At 72.7% G+C, this 18,233-nt stretch carries 16 protein-coding genes; 8 read left to right on the top strand and 8 right to left on the bottom strand.

The features are described from left to right. Positions 1–12: 12 nt before the first annotated feature. The 4 genes from HHX33_RS20535 to HHX33_RS20520 are packed head-to-tail and all read left to right on the top strand — an operon-like array spanning position 13 to position 2,741. Positions 13–999 (top strand): ATP-binding cassette domain-containing protein, encoded by a 987-nt coding sequence (locus HHX33_RS20535; protein ID WP_182876026.1) that lies wholly within the window; start codon positions 13–15, stop codon positions 997–999. Then, on the top strand, positions 999–1,802 hold the full coding sequence (locus HHX33_RS20530) for an ABC transporter permease (protein WP_182876087.1): 804 nt from the start codon (positions 999–1,001) through the stop codon (positions 1,800–1,802). Before HHX33_RS20535 ends, HHX33_RS20530 begins: the two co-directional genes overlap by 1 nt. 8 nt (positions 1,803–1,810) lie before the next feature. Continuing rightward, the gene (locus HHX33_RS20525) at positions 1,811–2,332 is read left to right on the top strand and encodes a DUF1707 SHOCT-like domain-containing protein (protein WP_259402670.1); all 522 of its coding nucleotides are present in this window, start codon (positions 1,811–1,813) and stop codon (positions 2,330–2,332) included. 55 nt (positions 2,333–2,387) lie between these two features. Next, positions 2,388–2,741, top strand: coding sequence for a VOC family protein (locus HHX33_RS20520; RefSeq protein ID WP_182876024.1), 354 nt, complete (start codon positions 2,388–2,390; stop codon positions 2,739–2,741). 23 nt (positions 2,742–2,764) lie between these two features. Here the strand turns inward: HHX33_RS20520 and HHX33_RS20515 are convergent, their stop codons facing one another. Both HHX33_RS20515 and HHX33_RS20510 read right to left on the bottom strand, forming a co-directional pair. Next, a complete protein-coding gene (locus tag HHX33_RS20515) occupies positions 2,765–5,131 on the bottom strand; it encodes a glycoside hydrolase family 65 protein (protein WP_259402684.1) in 2,367 nt (788 codons plus the stop codon). Between the two features lie 83 nt (positions 5,132–5,214). Further along, on the bottom strand, positions 5,215–5,589 hold the full coding sequence (locus HHX33_RS20510; protein ID WP_182876022.1) for a cyclic nucleotide-binding/CBS domain-containing protein: 375 nt from the start codon (positions 5,587–5,589) through the stop codon (positions 5,215–5,217). A 198-nt stretch (positions 5,590–5,787) separates the two neighbouring features. Between HHX33_RS20510 and HHX33_RS20505 the strand changes: the two genes are divergently transcribed. After that, complete coding sequence (locus tag HHX33_RS20505) at positions 5,788–7,281, top strand: AAA family ATPase (protein WP_182876021.1); 1,494 nt, start codon at positions 5,788–5,790, stop codon at positions 7,279–7,281. Between the two features lie 40 nt (positions 7,282–7,321). Here HHX33_RS20505 and HHX33_RS20500 read toward each other — a convergent pair whose 3' ends face one another. Then, a complete protein-coding gene (locus tag HHX33_RS20500; protein WP_182876020.1) occupies positions 7,322–8,017 on the bottom strand; it encodes a VOC family protein in 696 nt (231 codons plus the stop codon). Between the two features lie 109 nt (positions 8,018–8,126). Continuing rightward, on the bottom strand, positions 8,127–8,726 hold the full coding sequence (locus HHX33_RS20495; RefSeq protein ID WP_220502012.1) for a TetR/AcrR family transcriptional regulator: 600 nt from the start codon (positions 8,724–8,726) through the stop codon (positions 8,127–8,129). 172 nt (positions 8,727–8,898) lie between these two features. Between HHX33_RS20495 and HHX33_RS20490 the strand changes: the two genes are divergently transcribed. Both HHX33_RS20490 and HHX33_RS20485 read left to right on the top strand, forming a co-directional pair. Further along, positions 8,899–9,507 carry a class I SAM-dependent methyltransferase gene (locus HHX33_RS20490; protein ID WP_220502011.1) on the top strand — a complete coding sequence of 203 codons (609 nt, stop codon included), beginning with the start codon at positions 8,899–8,901 and terminating at the stop codon, positions 9,505–9,507. Between the two features lie 74 nt (positions 9,508–9,581). Beyond that, positions 9,582–9,953 carry a helix-turn-helix domain-containing protein gene (locus HHX33_RS20485; protein WP_182876017.1) on the top strand — a complete coding sequence of 124 codons (372 nt, stop codon included), beginning with the start codon at positions 9,582–9,584 and terminating at the stop codon, positions 9,951–9,953. A gap of 3 nt (positions 9,954–9,956) precedes the next feature. Here the strand turns inward: HHX33_RS20485 and HHX33_RS20480 are convergent, their stop codons facing one another. From HHX33_RS20480 to HHX33_RS20465, 4 genes are all read right to left on the bottom strand, one after another. Continuing rightward, a complete protein-coding gene (locus tag HHX33_RS20480) occupies positions 9,957–10,547 on the bottom strand; it encodes an ATP-dependent Clp protease proteolytic subunit (protein ID WP_182876016.1) in 591 nt (196 codons plus the stop codon). Then, positions 10,544–11,152, bottom strand: a complete 609-nt coding sequence (locus tag HHX33_RS20475; RefSeq protein WP_182876015.1) for a ClpP family protease — start codon at positions 11,150–11,152, stop codon at positions 10,544–10,546. The genes HHX33_RS20480 and HHX33_RS20475 overlap by 4 nt, the downstream gene beginning before the upstream one ends. 65 nt (positions 11,153–11,217) lie before the next feature. Then, a complete protein-coding gene (locus HHX33_RS20470) occupies positions 11,218–14,850 on the bottom strand; it encodes a WD40 repeat domain-containing protein (RefSeq protein ID WP_182876014.1) in 3,633 nt (1,210 codons plus the stop codon). 35 nt (positions 14,851–14,885) lie between these two features. Further along, the gene (locus tag HHX33_RS20465) at positions 14,886–15,443 is read right to left on the bottom strand and encodes a hypothetical protein (protein ID WP_182876013.1); all 558 of its coding nucleotides are present in this window, start codon (positions 15,441–15,443) and stop codon (positions 14,886–14,888) included. A gap of 132 nt (positions 15,444–15,575) precedes the next feature. Here HHX33_RS20465 and HHX33_RS20460 point away from each other — a divergent pair, with 132 nt between their 5' ends. Beyond that, complete coding sequence (locus HHX33_RS20460; RefSeq protein ID WP_182876012.1) at positions 15,576–18,212, top strand: GNAT family N-acetyltransferase; 2,637 nt, start codon at positions 15,576–15,578, stop codon at positions 18,210–18,212. Positions 18,213–18,233 lie beyond the last annotated feature (21 nt).

The following is an 18,233-nucleotide window of genomic DNA, read 5'->3' as shown; positions in this document are numbered from 1 at the left end:
AGGGGGATTCTCATGCCAGACGCGATCGTGGCCGAGGGCTTGGTCAAGAGGTACGGCGACGTCGCCGCCCTCGACGGGATGGGGCTGACCGTCCCCGAGGGGACGGTGTTCGGGCTGCTCGGCCCGAACGGCGCCGGCAAGACCACCACGGTGCGAATCCTCACCACACTGCTCAAACCGGACGCGGGCCACGCCACGGTGGCCGGGTTCGACGTCGTCCGTGACGCCGACCGGCTGCGTGCGCACATCGGCGTCTCCGGCCAGTACGCCGCCGTGGACGACCACCTCACCGGCGCCGAGAACCTGGAGATGGTCGGCCGCCTCCACCACCTGGGCACCAGGCGCAGCAGGGAGCGCGCCCGCGAGCTGCTGGACCGCTTCGACCTGACCGGCGCGGCCGACCGCCCCGTGCACGGCTACTCCGGCGGCATGCGGCGCAGGCTCGACCTGGCCGGCGCACTGGTCGCCGCACCGCCTGTGCTGTTCCTCGACGAGCCCACCACCGGCCTGGACCCCCGGGCCAGGATCGGGCTGTGGGAGGTCATCGCCGAGCTCGTCGCGGGAGGCACGACGGTGCTGCTCACCACGCAGTACCTGGAGGAGGCCGACCGGCTCGCCGACCGCATCGCGGTGGTCGACCACGGCCGCGTGATCGCGCTCGGCACGGCCGACGAGCTCAAGGACCAGGTCGGCGGCGACCGGATCCAGCTGTCGGTGACGAGCACGGCGAATCTGGAGAGCGCCGCCAGGACGCTGGCGCCGCTGGCCGTCGGGGATGTGCTGATCGACACCGCGGCCCTGCGGGTGACGATCCCGGTGACCGGCGGCGCGGCCACCCTGACCGAGGCGCTCGGCCACCTGGCCGCCGAGCGGATCACCGTACGCGATGCCGGTCTGCGCCGCCCGACCCTGGACGACGTGTTCCTGAGCCTCACGGGCCGCCAGGCCGGCGCGAAGGTTGACGAGAAGGCCGACGAGAAGAGCAAGGAGACCGCGTGATGAACACCCTGCGGCTGGCCGTCGCCGACGGCGTGACGATCACCAAGCGCAACGCCCTGAAGATCCGGCGCGCTCCCGACCTGCTGGGCGGCGTGGTCATGCTCCCGATCGTGTTCGTGCTGCTGTTCACCTATGTCTTCGGCAGCATGATCAGCCTGCCCGGCATGTCGTACGGGGAGTACCTGCTGCCCGGGATCTTCGTCATGGCCATCGTCACCAGCGCCCAGATCACCGGATACACGCTGACCCAGGACCTGCAGAAGGGCATCTTCGACCGGTTCCGCACGCTGCCGATGTCGCCCTCCGCGGTGCTGACCGGTCAGACCCTCAGCGATCTGATCATGAACGTCACCAGCATCGCCACCATGGCCGTCGTCGGGCTGCTCGTCGGATGGCGCGTCCACAGCTCGCCGTTCGAGGCCGCCCTCGGGTTCCTGATGCTGCTGCTGTTCGCGTACGCCTTCTCCTGGGTGACGGCCACGGTCGCGCTGGCCCTCCGCACGCCGGAGGTCTTCAACAACATCGCCACCATCATGTCGTTCCCGCTGGTCTTCCTGTCCAACGCCTTCGTCGACAGCGCCCGGCTGCCCGGGCCGCTGAGGCCGATCGCCGAATGGAACCCGGTCTCGACGCTCGTCCAGGCCGCACGCGAACTGTTCGGCAACACCAGCCCGGCCCTCCCGGTGCCCGGCGCCTGGCCGCTGCGGCACGCGGTGCCGGTGTCACTGCTGTGGACGGCCGTGCTCCTGGTCGTGTTCGTGCCGCTGGCCACGCGGCTGTACAAGAGAGCCGTCAGCCGATGAGCCACGCGATGGGACGCGTCCCCGACCGGGAGCGGGACAGGGCCGTGGAGCTGGTCCAGCAGGCGTACGCGGACGGTCGGCTCGGCCCCGCCGAGCTGGAACGGCGGCTGGAACTGGCGCTCACCGCCACCGCCCCGGGCGAGCTGGAGCCGGTGGTCGCCGGCCTGGCCGACGACGACGAAGACGACGAAGTGGTGCGCATCGCCTCCACCGGAGGGCTCGTCAAGCGGGTGGGCGACTGGCACGTCCCGCGCCGGCTGCGCATCGACTCCGAGTACGGCAGGGTGAAGCTCGACCTGTCCCAGGCGCACATCCCGTACCCGCGAATCGACATCGAGCTCCGGCTCGCGTACGGCGGCGCCACGATCACCCTGCCCGCGGGCGCGAGCGCGAACGCCGACGGGGTGCGCATCGGCTGGGGCAGGGTGACGTCCAAGGCGGCGGGCCGCCGGTGTCCGGGCCGGCTGCACGTCCAGATCACCGGTGACCTGCCCTACGGCAGCATCACCATCCGCACCGCGCGGAGATGACGCGGCCATGGCGAGCGGTGTGGCGGGTGATCGCCGTCCTGGCAGGATGAGCGACATGGAACGTGTGCTTGGAATCGGCGGATACTTCCTGCGGGCCGCAGACCCGGCGGCCCTGGGCGCGTGGTACCGCGAGTGCCTGGGCCTGGACGCCGACGAGAACGGCATGTGGCGTCAGGAAGCCGGGGTGACGGTCTTCGCGACCTTCGAGTCCGACACCGAGTACTTCGGCTCCCGGGCCCAGCGGACGATGCTCAACTTCCGGGTCCGCGACCTGGACGCGATGCTCGCGCAGCTGCGCGCCAAGGGCGCGGACGTGGCCAAGGAGACCGAGGAGATGGAGGGCGTCGGCCGGTTCGGCTGGGTCACTGATCCCGAGGGCAACCGCATCGAGCTGTGGCAGCCCAGCTGACGGTGTCTCCACGCGGCCTCCGATCACCCGTCGCGCTTCGGCTCCGGCAGGGGGAACGTACGGCTGTCGCCGCGCCGGAGCCGGGCGTGGTGGCCGTGCACCACGAGGTCCAGGGCGGTGGGGCCGTCGTCGGCCCGGGCGATCCGTACGCGGGCCGGGTCGGCGTCGACGACGAGTTCCGCGCCCCGGTAGCGGAGGCACAGCGACAGCGTGGTCAGCTGTTCCGGGAGCACCGGGTTCAGGTGCAGGCCGTCGGGCCGGGCCTCGAGATCGAGGTAGCAGCGCTGCACCAGGTCCAGCGTCCCGGCCATGGCGCCCAGGTGGACGCCCTCGGCTGTGGTCCCTCCCTGCACGTCGGTGATGTCGCCCGTCAGCGTCTCCGTGAAAAAGCGCCATGAGCCGGTGCGGTCCGAGCGCGCCAGCACCCAGGCATGGACGACGGCGCTCAGCGTCGAGCCGTGGCAGGTGCGGGAGAGGTAGTAGCGGATGGTGCGGCGGGTCAGGCCCGGCGCCGCCGGATAGCCCAGCCGGTCGAGGATCTGCCGCACCTCCCGGGCCGTGAGCAGGTAGAACAGCATGAGCACATCGGCCTGCTTCGACGCCCGGTAGCGGTCGGGGCTGTCGTTCTCGGCCTCCAGGGCCCGGTCCAGCCGGCGCACGCCCCGATGACGATCCCAGTCCAGCTCCGCCAGGTGCTCGTATCCGGTGAACTGGCTGATGACGCCGTCGTGGAAGTCCACCCGCATCCGCCGGGTGATGTCCTCCCACCGCTCGGTCTCCACGTCCGTCAGAGCGAGACGGCGGCGCAGATCCTCCCGTGCGCGTCGCGGCATCAGGTCGAGCGCCTCACGGGTGCGCAGCAGCAGCCACACCGTCATGATGTTGGTGTACGCGTTGTTGTCCAGGCCCGGGGACGCCGCGCCCGGATAGCCGTCGTGATACTCGTCCGGGCCCATCACCCCCTTGATCTCGTAGCGGCCCGACAGGGGGTCGAGCCGCGCCACCGAGGCGAAGAAGCGGGCGATCTCGACCAGGAGGTGGGCGCCGGTCCCGGCGAGGAACTCCACGTCGCCGGTGATCGCGTAGTGCTGCCAGGCGTTGTAGGCGACCGCCAGCCCGACGTGCCGCTGAAGGTGGGTGTGGTCGGGCGTCCACCGCCCGGAGCGGGGGTTGAGGTGGAACCGCTGGGTCTCGTCGCGTCCGTCGCTGCCGCTCTGCCAGGGGAACATCGCTCCCCGCAGGCCTGCCGCGCGGGCGGCGGCCTGGGCTTCCGGCAGCCGCCGCAGGCGATAGCGCAGCGCCCCGCGGGCGGTCTCCGGGAAACGCAGGGTCAGCCAGGGCAGCACGAACAGCTCGTCCCAGAACACGTGTCCCCGGTAGGCCTCGCCGTGCAGGCCGCGTGCGGGCACGCCCACGTCGAGGTCGGCGGTGTGCGGTGACAGGGTCTGCAGCACATGGAAGGTGCTCAGGCGGATGTCCCGCTGGGTGTCTGGGCCCGTCACCTCCAGCCGGGCCCGTTCCCACAGGTCACGCCAGGCGATCTCGTGCTGTTCCAGGAGTTCGCCGAAGCCGGGCGCGAGTCCGGCCCGGCGCAGCGCGGCCGAGGTCACGTCGGAGAGCGCCAGGTCGCGCGACGTGGTGAGCGCCACCGTCTTGACGACCGCGACGGGGTGGCCACGGTCCAGCGGCAGCACGCGTGTCTCCTGGACGTGGTCGTCGTGCCGCTCGGCCTCGGGCCCGCCTCCGCCGCCGGAGGAGACGTCGACCCGCGAGGCCAGGGCGACCTCGATGCCGGAGGAGCGGGTCCGCGCGCGGAGCCACGTCAGGGGTTCCCGGATCCCCGTCGCGTGCCCTGTCAGGTGGTCGCCCCGCAGGTCGCGGTACCGCGCCACTCCCGTGTTGGCCACCCGGCCGTCGAGCCCGGAGCGTACGCGGAGAGGCCCCGACCAGTTCTCGGCCGTGAAGGTCGTCTCCAGCGCGGCCAGGTAGGGGTCGGCCATCGAGACCAGGCGGCGCTGCCGTACGGACGTGACGCGGCCCTCGGCGTCCCGGAACCGGATCAGCCGGTGCAGGACGGCGTGGCGCATGTCCAGGTCCTGCCGGTACCCGAGCAGGTCCGCCGTGCCGGGGGAGAACCACGGGCAGCCGGGCGTCGCGAAGGTCAGCGGCAGCCAGTTCGGCAGGTTGACCATGTCCTCGTTGGTCAGCCGATGACCCGCGATGTCCGAGGTGAGCCGGTCGTAGCACCCGGCGACGTAGGTCCCCGGGTAGTGGACGGCGCCGGCCCCGGCCTCCGGTGCCGCGCCTCGCGTGGCGAACCGGCCGTTGCCCAGCGTGCACAGCGCCTCGCGCAGCCCCTCGTGACCGGGATCGAACCCTTCGTAAGTCAGCGACCACGGATTCGACGCGGCTCCTCCTGAACCGGCCCCCGGTCGATCCGATCGGCGCGGATCGCCGGCGTCGAGAGGGCGGGTCAAGGCGTGAGCGTCTCCAGCGCGAGAAGATCGCGCATCGACACCATGCCGATCAGGCGCCCGTCCTGGTCCACCGGGATGTGACGGATGCCGTGGTCGAGCATGCGCCGGGCCACCTCGCGCGTGTCCTCGTCCAGAGTGGCGGTCTTGATGTCCGACGACGCGCACATCCCCGCGCTCAGGGCGGCGGGGTCGGCGGCTGTGGCAAGCGCCGTCACGAGGTCCCGTTCTGTGATCACTCCCGTGACCCGGTCCGCTTCGAGCACGGCGAGTGCCCCGATGTTCTTCTCCGTCATCTGGCGCGCCACCTCGGGCAGTTTCGCGGTCACCGGGCATCCGAACACCAGGGGACGGTAAACGTTGGCGATACGCATGCGTCCTCCCCTCCTCACCAGCACTTCCAGCCAACCACACCGCCACGGGACGCCCGTCGGCCGCTGGGCGTGACGGGCAGGCCGAACCTGCGAGGGGAGGAGTCCGCGCGCGGGAATGTCTCCAGGAAGCGGACGTGGAGACGGTGTCCGGCGGCTCCTTGCCGCCTCCTGGCACCGACGGGGGACGGGGGCACCTCGATGAGGCCGTGGGCGCAGGTCAGGGAGACGCACGCCGGGGTGGTGATCCTCCTTGGAGATCACGCGTTCAAGCTGAAGAAGCCCGTCGATCTGGGCTTCCTGGACTTCACGACGCTGGAGGCCCGGCGGGCGATGTGCCACAAGGAGGTCGAGCTCAACCGCCGGCTGGCGCCGGACGTCTACGAAGGAGTGGCCGACGTGTCCGGCCCGGACGGACGGGTCCGGGAGCACCTCGTGGTGATGCGGCGGATGCCGGACGAACGCCGGTTGTCCGCGCTGGTCCGGTCGGGAGCACCGGTGGAGGACGCCCTGTGCCGGGTCGCGCGGGTGGTCGCGGGTATGCACGCCCGATCCCCGCACAGCCCGCGCATCGACGAACAGGGGAGCGGGCAGGCGCTGCGATCTCGCTGGACCGCGAGCTTCCGTGAGGTGCGGGCGCTGCCCGAGGCGGTCCTCGACACCGAGATCCTCGGCGACGTCGAACGGCTCACGCTGCGCTATCTCGACGGCCGGGAACCGCTCTTCGCCGTCCGGATCGCGGAAGGCCGGATCGTGGACGGCCACGGCGATCTGCTCGCCGACGACATCTTCTGCCTGGACGACGGGCCCCGGATTCTGGACTGCCTGGAGTTCGACGACCGGCTCCGCTTCGTCGACGGCCTGGACGACGCCGCCTTCCTGGCCATGGACCTGGAGCGACTGGGCGCTCCTCGCCTGGCGGAGCTCTTCCTGCGCTGGTACGCCGAGTTCTCCGGCGACCCCTCTCCGCCCTCGCTGTGGCATCACTACGTCGCCTACCGGGCCTTCGTCCGCGCCAAGGTCGCCTGCCTGCGCCATGGACAGGGAGACTCCGCGGCGGCGTGGGAGGCCCGGAGCCTGGCCGAGCTCACGCTGGGCCACCTTCAGGCGGGTGCGGTCACCCTGGTCCTCGTCGGCGGGCTCCCGGGGACCGGAAAGTCGACCCTGGCCGCCGCCGTCGCCGACCGGCTCGGCTGCACGTTGCTGACCAGCGACCGTCTCCGTAAGGAGCTCGCCGGCATATCGCCGCACCAGCCCGCGGCCGCCCCCTTCGGCGAGGGCATCTACTGTGCGGAGTCCACGGAACGGACCTACGCCGAGCTGTTGTCCAGGGCCGAGCGGCTGCTCGGTCTCGGCGAGCCGGTCGTCGTGGACGCGTCCTGGACGGACACCGCGCACCGCGCCGCCGCGGCGTCCCTGGCCCGGCGTACCTCCACCCATCTCACAGCGCTGCGCTGCGTCGCCCCTCCCCGCGTCACCGCCGAACGCCTCGCACGCCGCACCGGCGGGATATCGGACGCGGACCGGGTGATCTCCGCCGCGATGACGGCGACGGCGACCCCCTGGCCCGGCGCGACCGAGATCGACACCGATGCGCCCCCGGAACGGACACTGGAGCGGGCGATGACGGCGATCCACGCCCGCTGGGCCGGCGTGCCACGGCGGTTCCGGCGTCCCCGGATGGCACCGGGCTGAACCACGACCGCGGGTACCCGGGCGCGACGGCGGACGACTCCTACCGGGTGCGCGGGTCGGGCCCGATCCAGCCGGCCGCGCCCACGCACGCCTCGTTGCCTTCGGGGTCGGCCAGCACCCAGTGCGAAGGCGCGTACGCGTCGGAGACCAGGCGGCCGCCGGCGGCGATCGCCGCCGCTATCCGCGCCTCGGCCTGGTCGTACGGCACCCAGACGTCGACGTGGACCCGGTTGCGCTGCGGACGCGGCTCGTCCATCTGCTGGAAGTAGAACGCCGCGCCGCGGCGGTGCGGGTCGATCAGGTCTTCGGGGCTGTTCGCCCGGTCCTCGTAGCCGAGCAGGGCCCGCCAGAACGCCACCACCTCGGCACCGGAGAGGGCGTCGACGGTGACCTGGACGCTCTGCACGGCCGAGGGGTCGGCGGGGACGCCGAGCGCGCGGGCCACCGCCGAGATCCGCCGGGCCAGTTCGGCGTCCCGATCCGTCAGCCCGTAGAAGTCCGCGATGGTGATCAGCCGTACCGTGACGCCCTCGTGGCGCAGGTCGACGTCGGGGTGACCGCTGCCCACGCCGGGCAGTTCGCTGATCGCCTGCACGAGCGCGGCCCCGGCCGCGAACGACCCGGTACGGAAGTAGGCACACGCCCCCTCACCCAGCACCCGCCAGTCCTCCAGGCCGCCGATCTCGTGGAACTGCTGCGGCCTGATCCGTTCGATCTTCTCCGTGGCGTCGCTCATCCGGTCAGCGTATCGACCACATCCGACAATCCACCGGCCCGGTCACGCGCCTTCGGCGGTGAGGAGCCGGGAGCGCTGGAGACGGTGGTGCGCTGGAGACGGTGGTGCGCTACGGCCGGCCGGTGCCTGCCGCGAGGGCGGTCTCCACGCCCGGCGTCACCACGGCGCGGAACGCCGCGTCCATCTCGGCGGGGGTGGCGTTGATCTCGCCGTCCGCCCACTTCCGCAGCAGCGCCATGAACGCCCCCACGACGCAGGTCACCATCAGGTCGAGCGAGGGCGGCGGCGTGCTTCGCGGAGGGAGGGCCGTCAGCAGCTCGTCGCGTACGACCGTGGCCAGGATCTGCTCTCCGCGGGCGATCACGGCGCTGCCCCCTCGACGCCCGAGCAACGCACGCGCGAGCCGGCGCTGCTCGTGAAGGTGCTCGAACATCGGCAGGCTGAAGGCGAACAACGTGCCCGGCCTGGCCGCGGGGGCGAGGCGAAGGAGGCCGTGGAGCTCGTCGAGGTTGCTGAACAGCACGTCCTGCTTGTCGGCGAAGTGCGCGTAGAAGGTCGAGCGGCCGACGTCGGCGCGGTTGATCAGATCAGTGACCGTCACCGCCTCGTAGCCCTTCTCCAGGACCAGCTCGATCAACGCCTGCTGGACGGCCTTCCGGGTGCGCCGTACCCGGCGGTCGGTGCTCTCCCGCCGCTGGTTTCCGAACACGTTTCCCCTTCTGTCCAGTACGGCACAGCCTGATCGATTTGCTTGTTGACCACTCCGGGCCGGTGAATCGATCATTTATAACCGAACAGGTTGTTCCGAAACAAGAAGGGGGAGGCCTGTGGCCAGGGGAAAGCTCATGCACCGTCACTCGGAAAACGATGACGGGGGTGGCGTGATCAATTATCCGCAGGGTTATGAGATTCTGGCCGAAATCGGGTTCGCCGGGCGTCGCCGCGGCGTTTTCGCCCGTCTGGCCGCGTTGTCAGGCGCGGGGCCGGGCGATCGGATTCTGGACGTCGGCTGCGGCACCGGCTACTGGAGCCGGATGCTGGCTCCTCTCGTGGGCCCCGAAGGGCGGGTGATCGGTGTCGACCCGTCGCCGCAGATGCTCGAACACGCGCGCCGGCGCTCACCCGGCAACTGCTCCTACGAGGTGGGCGAGGGGCAGGCGCTGCCCTTCCCGGACGTCTCGTTCGACATCGTGGTCTCCAGCTTCGCGGTGCACCACATGCCGGGCTCGGCCCGGGGCGCAGCCGTGCGGGAGATGTTCCGCGTCCTGCGGCCGGGCGGACGGCTGCTGATCGCCGAGTTCCGCCCGCCGGTCAACCCGCTCGCCGCCCGCCTGGCCGAGATGGTGGCGGGTCCGGCGGTACGGCCCACCATGCCGGAACTGCTCGCCACCCTGGTGCCCGGCGCCGGTCTCCGCGTCGAGAGCACGGGCACCGTGGGGCCGGTGCTCTACTACGTGAACGCCGTCCGCCCTCCCGCCACCGACTCCTGAATTCCAGAGGAGGCCGCTCCTCTCTGCGCGAACAGGCGTGTCGCCGGAGATCCGGCCGTGTCAGACTTCCAGGCATGGCAGCTTCCGGCCGACCAGTCGTCGTCGACATCCGGACGCGCCGGGCAGGCGAGAAGCGCGGCCCGGAGATCCCCGACGGCCCCGACCCGTTGCTGCGCAGCGTGTACGGCGAGATCCTCCGCGACGAGCGGCTGGACCAGGACCGCACGCTCGACGACGTGGCGCGTGCGGTCGGGATGTCCAAGCAGTATCTGTCGGAGGTCGAGCGCGGCCGCAAGGAGCCGTCGTCGGAGATGCTGCACTCGGTGTGCGACGCGCTCGGGCTGCCGATCGAGCACCTGCTCACCCGCGCCGTACGGCGGATCACGGCGTCGCGCCGGATCGCCGGGCACGGGGCGTCCGGCACGACGCTGCTGCTGGCGGCCTGAGCGCTACCCGCGGGTCGCGATCAGTTCGTCGGCCAGGCCGTACTCGATGGCCTCGCGGGCGCTGAAGATCCGGTCCCGGTCGGTGTCCCTGCGCAGCCGCTCGACGTCCACCCCCGTGTGGCGGCTGAGGATCTCCTCGGTCTGCATGCGCATCCGCATCACCTCGGCCGCCTGCAACGCCAGGTCGGAGATGGTCCCCTGCCCCTGGGTGGACGGCTGGTGCAGCAGCACGCGGGAGTGCGACAGCACGAACCGCCGTCCGGGGGCTCCGGCGGCGAACAGCACCGCGGCGGCCGAGGCCGCCTGGCCCATGCAGTACGTCGCGACCTTGGCGCGGATGAACTGCATGGTGTCGTAGATCGCCAGCATCGCGGTCGACGACCCGCCGGGGGAGTTGATGTACAGGTTGATCTCCTGGTCCGGGCTGTCCGCCTCCAGGTGGAGCAACTGTGCCATCACGACGTTGGCGACGCCGTCGTCGATCTCGGTGCCGAGGAAGATGATCCGCTCGTTGAGCAGGCGGCTGAAGATGTCGAACGACCGCTCCCCGACCGGCGTCTTCTCGATCACGTACGGGATCGTGTACTGGCTCATGAGTAGAACCCCGTCCGGTTGGGCGCGGCGTACGGTGCGAGGATGTGGAAGGAGCCGACGATCTCGTCGATCATCCCGTAGTCGCGGGCCTGCTCCGGGGTGAACCAGCGGTCCCGGTCGCTGTCGGCGGCGATCTCCTCGACGCTCCGGCCCGTCTCGGCGGCGAGGATCTCCTCGGACTGCCGCTTCATGTACCTGAGGTTCTCGGACTGGATGGCGATGTCGATCGCCGTGCCGCCGATCCCGGCCGACGGCTGGTGCATCATGATCCGGCTGTGCGCGAGGCTGATCCGCTTGCCGTGCGTGCCGGACGCCAGCAGCACCTGCCCCATGCTCGCCGCCATCCCGAGCGCGACGGTGACCACGTCGTTCGGGACCAGCTTCATCGTGTCGTAGATCGCGAGGCCGGCCAGCACCGACCCGCCGGGTGAGTTGATGTACAGGATGATGTCGCGTTCGGGGTCCGCCGAGGCCAGCAGCACCATCTCGGCGCACACCCGCTCAGCCATCTCGTCGTCGACCTCTCCGGTCAACAGCAGTGTCCGTTGCTGGAACAGCTTCTCGTTCAGCCGATCCCGGTAACTCGTGCTCGCTGAAACAGGCATGCCGCCTTTGTATCCGCCCCACCCCCGCGAACCGCCGGTTTGTCTGCTGACAGCAGATGCGGCACTTATGAGTGCGAGAACCGGACGGCCTGGAGTCCCATGTCGGTACGGACAACGGCGACGCCGGGCGTGGGCACGGCGATCTGACGTATCGGGGAGCCGAACTGTACGACATGTTCGGGATGGTCCTGCCCGCGCCACACCAGCAGCCGGCCGTCGCCCGTGCCCGCGGCGAGGAGCGAGCCGTCCTCCAGAGCCGCCACCGCCAGGACCTCGCTGTCCGGTGGGGCGTCGAGGTTCGTGGAAGCCTCGTCGTCGTCCAGGTTCTCCACCCGCACGGAGGGCCCGGCTCCGACGACCAGCGCCCGCCCGCCCTCGTGCAGGATCGAGACGGCGTTCGTCTGGACGACGAGCAGGTGCCCGGTGATCCGCTGTCCCTGGGCGGAGAGGTGGTGGACGAGCGCCACACCACCGACGAACACCTCGTGGCCCTGCGAACCGGCCACCGGCGTCATCCACTGCACGACGTTGCTCGTGCCGACCGCGAGGGGGTGCACGCCGGGCACCGGCAGCGGGTCGCCGCCCCACCGGTCCTCGTCGGCGGTCAGCGTCCACAGCACGGGCTCCTCCCAGTCGCCCGCGGCGAGCAACCGGCCGCCGTCACCCACCACCGTGACCTCGTGGACGGCGCCGGGACGGCCGAGGCGCACATCGGTCACGACCGTCTCCCCGGAGGAGCCGGGCGTCCACAACCGCAGGGCGGCCTCCGGCCCTCGCTGCCCGTAGACGGCCACGCAGGTCCGGTGCCTCCACCGCCACAGCCGGACACCCGCCGTGATCAGCTCTCCCGTCTCCAGGGGTCGCGTACGACCCTCCTCACGCAGCACGACGGAGCCGTCGGCGAGCACGGCCGCGACGACCAGCCGGCCGGACTCGTCGGCCAGCGCGTCGACGTCGATCGCCGGGGCGGCCAGCTCACCGACCGGAGGCGGGAGCAGGTCCGCTCCGGATCGCAACGGCCACTCCCGGATCATGCCGCCCACCGCCGACTCCCCGGACACCAGCACGAGGCCTCCGTCCAGCTCCGAGAACATGACGGAGGAGACCGGCTCCCCCCACGGCAACAGGGACTCCACCGCGGGCTCGTCCTCGTCGGGACGGCCTACCAGGCTGACCTTGCCGTCCTGCCCGCCCGTCGCCAGGTGGAGGCGGCCGTCCACCTCCAGGAGATCGACGGAGGTCACCCCGCCGGACAGCAGGACGATCTGGCGGGACTCGGGCGGCCCGTCGTCGGGATTGAGCCCGCGGAGGTGCAGTTCGCGTACCTCCCGCAGCGCGTCCGCATAGCCGTTCCGGCCCCGCCGGTGCATCCTCGACTGCCAGAGAAGGCCCTCGGAGAGAAAGGCGGTGTCGAGCTGCCAGGCGGCCGGCTCGTGGCCGCCGATGCCGGTACGTATCTCCGAGTCGTGGTCACCGACGACGATCAGGTCCGTCATACCGTCGCTGTAGCCCGCCGCGAGCGCGAAGCGTCCGGTGTCGCCGCTCAGGAACGCGCTCGCGCCGCACCAGGCGGGCAGATCCGGCGGACGGATCACCGGCTGGCGGTCGATCTCTCCGCGCAGCCCCCAGAGGATCACCGCGCCGTCGGCTCCGCAGGACAGCACGCCGTCGTCGAATCCTCCCGTCAGCGACAGCACCGGGCCTTCGTGGGCGGGCACCGGTTCCGTGACCGGTTCGCCGGTGAACGGGTCGACCGCCTGGACGACCCCGTCGGCGTATCCGAGCACGACGACCGCCCGATCTTCCAGCACTGTGGGGGACATCGCGGTCACCGGCGAGCCGGGACGTGCGGCCACGGAGCCGGTCACCTCCATCCGCTCCGGGTCGGCCAGCCACACCTGGTGGAGCGCCGCCACCGCCAGCACTGCCTCGTCTCCGGTGCCGAGGAGCGCGAGCCGGGCGGCCGGCGTGGCCGACGGCAGCTTCAGCACGCCGAGCACCGTGTGGGTGCGCAGGTCCCAGAACCGCACCGTGCCGTCCGGGCCCGCGGTGACGACGGTCGTGCCGTCCGGTCGCGGGAACCACAGCATGGCGAGCACACCGCCCGGGTGCGCGCCGACGACACGTCCCGGATGATGGCGGAGCATCGAGGCCCACAACGGGGTCCACCGGCGCTCCGGCGGGAGCCCGGCGAACGCCTCCGCCGCCTCCGCCTCGCCCAGCTCGTACGCCGCCATCTGCAGGTAGGACGCGCGTTCGCCCCGGTCGCGGTCCGCGAGCAGCCGGCCGGCACGCCGGTACACCTCGGCGTACCGGCCCGTGACGCCGGGCCTGGACAGCGCGCGCAGTACGCCCCCGGGCTCGGCGGCGACCAGGAAGTCCGGCCGGTTCACCAGGACCACGAGTTCGCCGATCGCCGCGGCGTGGGTGGCGAGGTGGTCGCACGCGTACTCCGCCGCGCCGAGCCAGTCGTCGCCGTGGCGGCGGACGAAGTAGCGCAGCACGGCGTGGTGCGCCTCCTCGACCTGCACCTCCTCCTCGGCGAGATAGTCACGGAAGGAGTCGTGGTAGAGGCGGACGGGCCCCGACCGGGGGGCGCCGAGCAGGAACTGCGCGCACTCCTCCAGCACACGGCGCACCCGCGAGCGCGGCAGGCCGGTGATGCCGCACAGCTGCTCGTGGGTGAGCCCCGCACCGCGCGCCACGGTGAGGGCGGCCAGCACCGGCTCGTACAGGTCCCACCAGAGGTCACGCGAACGCGCGATGTCCGCCCTGAACCAGGCCCGGTACAGGCCGGTCAGCCCTTCGGGCAGGTCGGCGGGCGGATCCGGCGGGACCTCGCCTCCGGCGGGCAGGCGCTCGACCACGTGCCGGGCGTAGAGGAAGTTGCCGTCGGCCGCCGCCACGATGCGATCGGCCCACAGCCGCCACGCCGCCCCGGCGGCGGGCAGCCGGCGGCGCACGTACCGCCGGATGTCGTCCTCGCCGGGGGGCCGGTCGGCCCGCAGGTCCAGAGCCGGCGGCGGCAGGTCGCGCAGCACCCAGGGATCCGGCCTGCCGGTCACGACGAAGCGCAGCACGTCGGGCAGTTCCGCCGGATTGCCGGCCACGACGCCGATCAGGTGGGCGATCGTGTCCTCGGAGTCGTAGCGGTACCCGGCGGACAGGTCGTCCACGACCACCAGAAGCCGCTCGTCCCACCCGTCCGCCACGGCGGCTTCCAGAGGGCGCCGGACCAGGTGCGCGAACGCCTGCCGGGTCGGCACGCTCCCGGACACGCGTATCTGGACGTTGGCGACCCGCGCACCCGCCTCCACCGTGCCGATGGTCTGCGTGCTGTTGATCGTGATGACCGCGGCCGCGCCCGCGGCCGACGCGGCCAGCGCGTCGGCGAACCGGGGTATGCGGCGGGCGAGCGCGCCCGACAACGCGCGGACGAAGTCCAGCGCGTCGAGTGTGCGCTCGTCGCTCGCGTCGCAGAAGTGGGCCAGCACCACGTCCGGCCGTCCCGGGCGGGTGCCCCCTCCGCCCGGCGCGTCGTGCTCGTCCTCCGGCGCCGCGAGCCGGGCGGCGAACACCGTCTTCCCCGTGCCCGGCGGACCGGTGACCAGGAAGATCCGCGTGTCCTCCGTGCGCAGCCACCGGTCCAGCCGGGCCGTGATCCAGGGCCGGGGCACGAGCCCGGCGACGTCGGGCACGGGGGAACGCCCGGGCGCCGCGGCAGGCCCGGCGCTCAACCGCTCCGGCCGTCCAGGTCGACCCCGACCGCCTCGCCGCCCGCGGACACCCGGCCGATCCTCATCTCGGCACGGACCTCCGCGCCGGGGTGGAGGCCGCCCCGCGCCCGCAGACCCGCCAGATATCCCTCGACCACATCCGCCTCGACGGCCACGTCGATCGCCGAGCCCGTCGGCTCCCGCCGCTCGCCCCTGAACGTGATCCGCTGGCCGTACGCGACCTCCAGCACCCGCCGAAGGGCGTCGACCGTGTCGAGCAGGCCGCGGTCGCCCGGGTCGGGCACGCGCCCCTCCTCGGCGTACTCGATCAGCGCGCGGCGGAGCGACGTCAGGGACTCGGCGTTCCGGGCGACGACGCTGTCCGCGACCTCGGCCGCGGACAGCGGGGCGTCCAGCACCCCGGCGGCGGAGCCGGGCACCTCGACCACCTCGCGGTCCCGTCTCTCCCGCCACCGTTTCAGCAGTTCCCGTGCCTCGTCGTAGAGGAACGTGATCCCCTCGCTGAGCGCCACCGCCCCCAGCGCCGCGAGACTCAACGAGTCCGTCAATCCCATCGCCTCCCGTCGCCTTTCTGTCGGCCGGGGGAGACGTGTCGTTACGCCGTGGCGGTCGCTCGGGACCACGGTCACTGCTGACAGGGGAGGAGGCCCCTGGGGCCGGGTCCGGTGACGGCGGACCCTGGGACCATGGCTCGAAGTGCCGCCGAGGCGTGCGACGTCCTGCTGCGTGACGGCGGGATGGCGCACATCCGCCCGTTGCGGCCGTCGGACCGCGAGGCCCTGCACGCGTTGATCGCCCGGTCGTCCCCGCGCTCGGCGTACCTGCGGTTCTTCGCCGGCGGCACCGCCTCGGCCCACGCGTACATGGACCTGGTCACCGGTCCGGATTACCGCGGGCACGCCCTGGTCGCCCTGGCCGGCGGCGTCGTGATCGGCGTGGCCGAGTACATCCCCGGTCTCGGCGGGGCGGAGGCCGAGGTGGGGATCCTGCTGGACGACCGGGTGCACGGCCAGGGCCTTGGCACGCTCCTGCTGGAGCACGTCGCGCTGGACGCGGCGGACGCGGGCGTCGAGGACCTGGTCGCCACCGTCCTGCCCGAGAACCGGGCGATGCTGCGCGTCCTGCACGATCTCGGCCTCCCGGTGGAGCAGCGGTACGAGCGGGGGCAGGTCGAGATCCGCATCGCCGCGCGGCCCACCGAGAGGCTCGTGGCCGAGATCGAGGCCCGGGCGCACGAGGCGGAGCGCGGGTCGCTCGCGCACGTGTTCACCCCGGGCTCGGTGGCCGTGATCGGGGACGTTCTCGACCCGGCCGGCGTGGGCCGCCGCGTGCTGTGCGACCTGGTCGCCGGAGGCTTCCCCGGCCCGATCCACGCCGTCGCTCCCCGCGCGGACGAGGTGTCCCCCGTGGTGGAGGTGTGCGGCCTGCCGGTCCATCCCGGTGTCAGCGCGGTGCCGGGGCCGATCGACCTGGCCGTGGTCGCCGTCCCGGCCCCCGCCGTGCTCGGCGTCGCCCGTGAGTGTGCACGCCACCGGGTGCGCGCCCTGGTGGTCCTCACCGGCGGGGTCGCCGGAGCGGACGGCCGCGAGGCGGAACGGGAACTGCTTCGCGTCTGCCGCGAGGCGGGCATGCGCCTCGTCGGGCCCGGCTGCCTCGGCGTCGTGAACACGGCCGCCCGCCTGCACGCCGGTCTCCTGCCCGCACGCCTCGCCACGGGACCGCTGGGCCTGATGGCGCAGTCGGGCACGGCCGCGGTCGCCCTGCTCGAACGGGCCGGACGGCTCGGCCTCGGCGTCTCCTCCGTCGCCGCGGTCGGGGACAAGGCGGATGTCAGCGGCAACGACCTACTCGAATACTGGGAGGACGATCCCGCCACACGGGTCATCGCCCTGCACCTCGAATCGTTCGGCAACCCGCGCAGGTTCGGCCGGATCGCCCGCAGGATCGGCTCCCGCAAACCCGTCGTCGTGGTGCAGGGCGGGCGCGACCTCTCGGCAGGCCAAGAAGTCCGCGCCCACGCGGCAGCCGCCACCGGCGCGGCAAGGACTGCCGCCGCGTCCGGTGCGGCAGGCTCCGCCGTCATCGGCCCCAGCGGGGCGATCATCGCCGCGTCCGATGCGGCAGGCTCGGCCGCCACCGGCCCCAGTGCGGTGAGCATGGACGCCGCTGTGGACGCCCTTCTGCGCGCGTGCGGCGCGATCAGGGAGGACAGCGTGCGGGACCTGCTCGACACCGCCCGGCTGCTGGCCTTCCAGCCGCTGCCGGACGGCCCTCGGGTGGCACTCGTGGGCGAATCCGGCAGTGCGCGGGCGATCATCGCCGGTGCCTGTGCGCGGGCCGGCCTGGTCGTGCCGGACCTGTCCCCCGCCACCGTGGCGGCGCTCCGCGCCCGGCTCCGCCCGGCCGCGGCCCCCGGCGGCCCCCTCGATCTCACCGCCGACGCCGACGCGGGCGAATTCGCCGCGGTCACGGCTGCTCCGGCGGACGCGGGAGACCTCGTCCTCACGATCACGGCAGTTCTGGCGGACCCGGGAGTCGACGCCGTGCTCGTCGTGTCCGCCCCGCCGTCCGGCCCGGACCCGGAAAGGACCAGGCAGACGACCAGGGAGGCGATCGCGGCCGCGACCAGGGGAGCGGCGAAGCCCGTGCTCGCCTGTGTGGGGCGGGACGGGCTGATCGACGGCCGGGTGCCGGCGTACGCCTCCCCCGGGCAGGCCGTGCACGCTCTCGCCCAGGCGGCCGGGTACGCCGCCTGGCGCGCCCGGCCGGTGGCCCCGCTGGAGGAGCTCCCGGGAGTCGACCCGCCGCTCGCCCGCCGCCTCGTCGCCGCCGACCTGGCCGCCCATCCCGGGGGACGCCTGCTGGACGAGCGTACGGCGGCCCGGCTGCTGGCGGCCTACGGCGTCCACATCGTTGGCCCGGTTTCCGGCGCGGAGGGCGTCGAGGTGGTCGTCAAGGGCGTCGCGTACGAGACGTTCGGCCCGCTGGTCATGGTGGGGGCCGGCGGGGCGGATTCCGGGCGGCCCGGCGACCACTCCTTCCGCGTGCCGCCGGTCGACCGGGCCGAGGCCCGGCGGATGATCGGCGAGTTGGGCCGCATGCCACTTACGCGCGGCCATCGGGGACGGCCGGAGGCCGGCGTCCGCGCGCTGGAGGACCAGATCGTCCGCGTCGGCCGCCTCATGGACGACCATCCCGGCATCGCCGGGATCGACCTCGGCCCCGTCGTCGTGACGCCGTACGGAGCGGTGGTCGTGGACGCGCGCGTACGGCTCGCGCCCGCGCCGCCGCTCCCCTCGCCCTTCCGGCGCCGGCTGCGCTGACCCGCGTGCCGCGTTCCGTCA

Source organism: Microbispora sp. H10670 (assembly GCF_014161385.1).
In the GTDB taxonomy this organism is placed as follows: domain Bacteria; phylum Actinomycetota; class Actinomycetes; order Streptosporangiales; family Streptosporangiaceae; genus Microbispora; species Microbispora triticiradicis.
Note: the sequence above shows the minus strand (reverse complement) of the source record. Positions and strands in the feature narration are given on the sequence as shown.

Bases quoted from the DNA above. Each gene is read 5' to 3' on its own strand.
- HHX33_RS20535 (WP_182876026.1), top strand. From the start codon at position 13: ATGCCAGACGCGATCGTGGCCGAGGGCTTGGTCAAGAGGTACGGCGAC.
- HHX33_RS20530 (WP_182876087.1), top strand. From the start codon at position 999: ATGAACACCCTGCGGCTGGCCGTCGCCGACGGCGTGACGATCACCAAG.
- HHX33_RS20525 (WP_259402670.1), top strand. From the start codon at position 1,811: ATGGGACGCGTCCCCGACCGGGAGCGGGACAGGGCCGTGGAGCTGGTC.
- HHX33_RS20520 (WP_182876024.1), top strand. From the start codon at position 2,388: ATGGAACGTGTGCTTGGAATCGGCGGATACTTCCTGCGGGCCGCAGAC.
- HHX33_RS20510 (WP_182876022.1), bottom strand. From the start codon at position 5,589: ATGCGTATCGCCAACGTTTACCGTCCCCTGGTGTTCGGATGCCCGGTG.
- HHX33_RS20505 (WP_182876021.1), top strand. From the start codon at position 5,788: ATGAGGCCGTGGGCGCAGGTCAGGGAGACGCACGCCGGGGTGGTGATC.
- HHX33_RS20500 (WP_182876020.1), bottom strand. From the start codon at position 8,017: ATGAGCGACGCCACGGAGAAGATCGAACGGATCAGGCCGCAGCAGTTC.
- HHX33_RS20485 (WP_182876017.1), top strand. From the start codon at position 9,582: ATGGCAGCTTCCGGCCGACCAGTCGTCGTCGACATCCGGACGCGCCGG.
- HHX33_RS20480 (WP_182876016.1), bottom strand. From the start codon at position 10,547: ATGAGCCAGTACACGATCCCGTACGTGATCGAGAAGACGCCGGTCGGG.
- HHX33_RS20475 (WP_182876015.1), bottom strand. From the start codon at position 11,152: ATGCCTGTTTCAGCGAGCACGAGTTACCGGGATCGGCTGAACGAGAAG.
- HHX33_RS20465 (WP_182876013.1), bottom strand. From the start codon at position 15,443: ATGGGATTGACGGACTCGTTGAGTCTCGCGGCGCTGGGGGCGGTGGCG.
- HHX33_RS20460 (WP_182876012.1), top strand. From the start codon at position 15,576: ATGGCTCGAAGTGCCGCCGAGGCGTGCGACGTCCTGCTGCGTGACGGC.